This is a genomic window from Photobacterium sp. OFAV2-7 (assembly GCF_022347985.1).
Classification (GTDB): domain Bacteria; phylum Pseudomonadota; class Gammaproteobacteria; order Enterobacterales; family Vibrionaceae; genus Photobacterium.
This window is the reverse complement of sequence record NZ_JAKRFQ010000683.1, coordinates 1-2,907: the sequence shown is the minus strand read 5'-3', so window position 1 is coordinate 2,907 and position 2,907 is coordinate 1. Positions and strand designations below refer to the sequence as shown.

Annotated in this window: 3 protein-coding genes; 2 read left to right on the top strand and 1 reads right to left on the bottom strand. The window is 49.1% G+C overall.

What is annotated here, in order from left to right; genetic code table 11:
• The first annotated feature begins 227 nt into the window (after positions 1-227).
• A complete protein-coding gene (locus MHN01_RS23015; RefSeq protein ID WP_239413678.1) occupies positions 228-1,634 on the top strand; it encodes a Na+/H+ antiporter NhaC family protein in 1,407 nt (468 codons plus the stop codon).
• 33 nt (positions 1,635-1,667) lie between these two features.
• Positions 1,668-2,171, top strand: a complete 504-nt coding sequence (locus tag MHN01_RS23010; RefSeq protein ID WP_239413677.1) for an asparaginase domain-containing protein — start codon at positions 1,668-1,670, stop codon at positions 2,169-2,171.
• A 36-nt stretch (positions 2,172-2,207) separates the two neighbouring features.
• Here the strand turns inward: MHN01_RS23010 and MHN01_RS23005 are convergent.
• On the bottom strand, positions 2,208-2,907 hold a 700-nt coding region (locus tag MHN01_RS23005), incomplete at its 5' end, for a helix-turn-helix domain-containing protein (protein WP_239413676.1).

The window sequence follows — 2,907 nt, the reverse complement described above, 5'->3', positions numbered from 1 at the left end:
CGATCTTTAAAAACCTTATTTTTTAGGCTATTAATCAAACACTTAAAAGTCAACATTCGTAAAGTGAAGCATACCTAACGTCACTATACGTCAGTTAAGTAAACATTACGGAATTATCTTGCTTCATTTTTATTGTTGTAATTATTCCCGCAGTAACTCAACACCCAGTAAAACCGGACTTTCAAATTATTAAGCGGAAGCAAATATATATCACTGAGGGAAAAATTATGAAAGATCAGCAATTACGTTTTTATGGTGGGCCGTGGGTTTCTTTTACCCCGATACTCATCTTTGTTGTTATTGCTATTTACGTAGCAACCACAGTTGCAGGCGGTTCCATTCAAGGCATGTGGGTCGGTGCCATTATTGGTTTGCTTGTTTCTTTCCTGCTCGCAAAAGATAAAGCCGTTTTTGGCAAAACCGTTTTAAAAGGTATGGGATCCAAAACAGCAATCGCACCCGTTGCCTGCTGGATATTTGCCGGTATTTTTGCAACCGTGTTACGTGATTCCGGCCTGGTAAACGGTATCTTATGGGCGGCCTACCATACAGGCACCAGTGGCACGATGTTTATTGTTATTACCTTCTTTGCCAGTGCTCTTTTTGCCACTGCCGCCGGTACCGGATTTGGCACCATCACTGCCGGTATGGGGATGCTCTATCCGGCTGGTGTGCTGCTAGGCGCAGACCCGGCAATACTGGCCGGGGCCATTATTGGCGGCGGTGCCTTTGGTGATAACCTTGCACCAATCTCTGACACAACAATCTCCGCGGCGACCTCGCAAAATACGGATATAGGCGGCGTAGTCAAACACCGTATTCGCTATGTTATCCCAGCCGCTGCAATGACTATCATCACCATGATTGCGCTGAGCATGTTCCAGTCAAACTCCGCAGGATCTGTTCCTCTTGAGAAGATCCAGGATGTTATGGATCCGAGAGGTTTATGGATGTTGCTTCCAGCTGCGGCAACCATTTATACCGCAATTAAGAAGGGTGACATTGTTTTTGCCACTATCATCGGCATTTTATTCGGCTCGGTTGTTTCAATCATTACCGGCCTCAACACACTCGGCAATATTGTTGCGGTCGACGGCGGGCTATTGTTACGCGGGGTTTCTGGCTGGATGGCTGATCTGTGTATTCTGGTTATCCTGCTATCTGCTGGTATCCAGATGATGCTCGACGGCGGAGGAAGCCAGCGCTTGCTCGAAGCATTTGGCAATGTCAAAAATGCGCGCGCCTATGAGATCATTTCGGGCTTCCTGGCATTGGTAATGTCTTCGCTGATGAGCATCAACGCTCCAGCAATCCTGGCTGTCGGGCTGTCATTTGCCAAGCCAATGGGAGAAAAGTTTGGCGTCTCTTCTTACCGCCGAGCCAATGTGATCGGTAACCTTGCCTGCACCTTGGTCTACTCACTGCCATGGTCTGCAGCACTGCTGCTGGCGGCAAGCTTATCGCAACAAGCAAGCAAGAGCTTTGCAGGTGTTCCTGCCCTGTCACCTCTAGAGCTGACCCCTATGGTTTTATATGCCTGGTTTATGCTAGCCACCATGATTTTCGCTATTTTCACTGGCTGGGGGCGTGGCGAACTTGAAGCCCCTGAACTAAAAGTGAATGAAGCAGTTTGACCTTATTAGCACCTTCTATCGTTGGAGAAACACATGAGCAACCTTAATAATGAGCACAAGATACAGCTTGTCGTTACCGGAGGCACGATTGATTCATTTTACGATACCGACAAATGCACCACGGTATGTCATGATGAATCGGCCATTCCTGACTTTCTGGCTAAGTTTGCAGGGATTACCGAACAAGAGTACGAACTGTTCGAGGTTTGCATGAAAGATAGCCGGGAAGTCACCGACGAAGACATACAGGCCGTAAGCAATGCCATTATTAAAAGCAACTGCTCTCGCCACATTGTCACCCATGGCACCTTTACGCTGTTCGACAGTGCGCGAAAACTCATGGCTATGCTGCCGGAAGAACATGGGCAAACTATCGTTTTCACAGGTGCTATGTGGCCTTTGGTTGGTTTCTCCCCCAACGATGCCGGATTTAACCTAGGCTCGGCCTTTGTTGCTGCTCGCTTGGCAGCACCGGGGATCTATATCGCCTTTAACGGCAAACTATACCTGCCAATGGATATGGAAGGCCTGCACTAAGTATTCATCCGCATATATCAAAGCCCATTGGCGACATCACAATGGGCTCTGTTTCATAAAATACTCCCGTGGCGAGCAGGCGAAATACTGTTGGAAGGCATGAGCAAAAGCCGACGGCGAGCTATAGCCGACATCAAAAGCGACCTGAGTCACGGACCTTCCTTGTTCAAGTAAGGTCAGCGAATGCAGTAACCTTAGCCTTTGTCGCCATTCCCTGAACCCTATCCCGGTTTCTGATAGAAAAACCCGGGACAGAGTCCGGCTCGACATACCCAGCCTGTTGGCCCATTGCTGCATACTCAGGCCGTTGTCCGGGCTAAGTTGCAGCGATTCTACCATTTCCCTGAGACGGGCATCTTTCGGCATCAATAGCGATAACACCGTCTGGGGCTGGGCACTCAACTGTTCCAGTAGCACCGTCAATAAGTTGTAGTCAGGCTGCAACCACTCAGAGTCAACGTCACAGCGGGCAACAATGGCCAATATCAGCTCTCGGATCAGGTTGGTGATATTGACGACCTTGCACACATGTCCGACACCTTCGACTTGATCCGGACGAAAGTAAAGGCTTCGAAACTTAGCGCCGCTTGGTGCAAACGTCCGATGAATACAACCGGGCGGGAGCCAAACCGCCCGTTGCGGTGGCACCACCATCGCCTGGTCGCTCACATCGACATTTAGCACTCCTTCAGAGGCATACATCAGCTGATACCAGGTATGGCTATGAAAGGAGCCT

Bases quoted from the DNA above. Each gene is read 5' to 3' on its own strand.
- MHN01_RS23015 (WP_239413678.1), top strand. From the start codon at position 228: ATGAAAGATCAGCAATTACGTTTTTATGGTGGGCCGTGGGTTTCTTTT.
- MHN01_RS23010 (WP_239413677.1), top strand. From the start codon at position 1,668: ATGAGCAACCTTAATAATGAGCACAAGATACAGCTTGTCGTTACCGGA.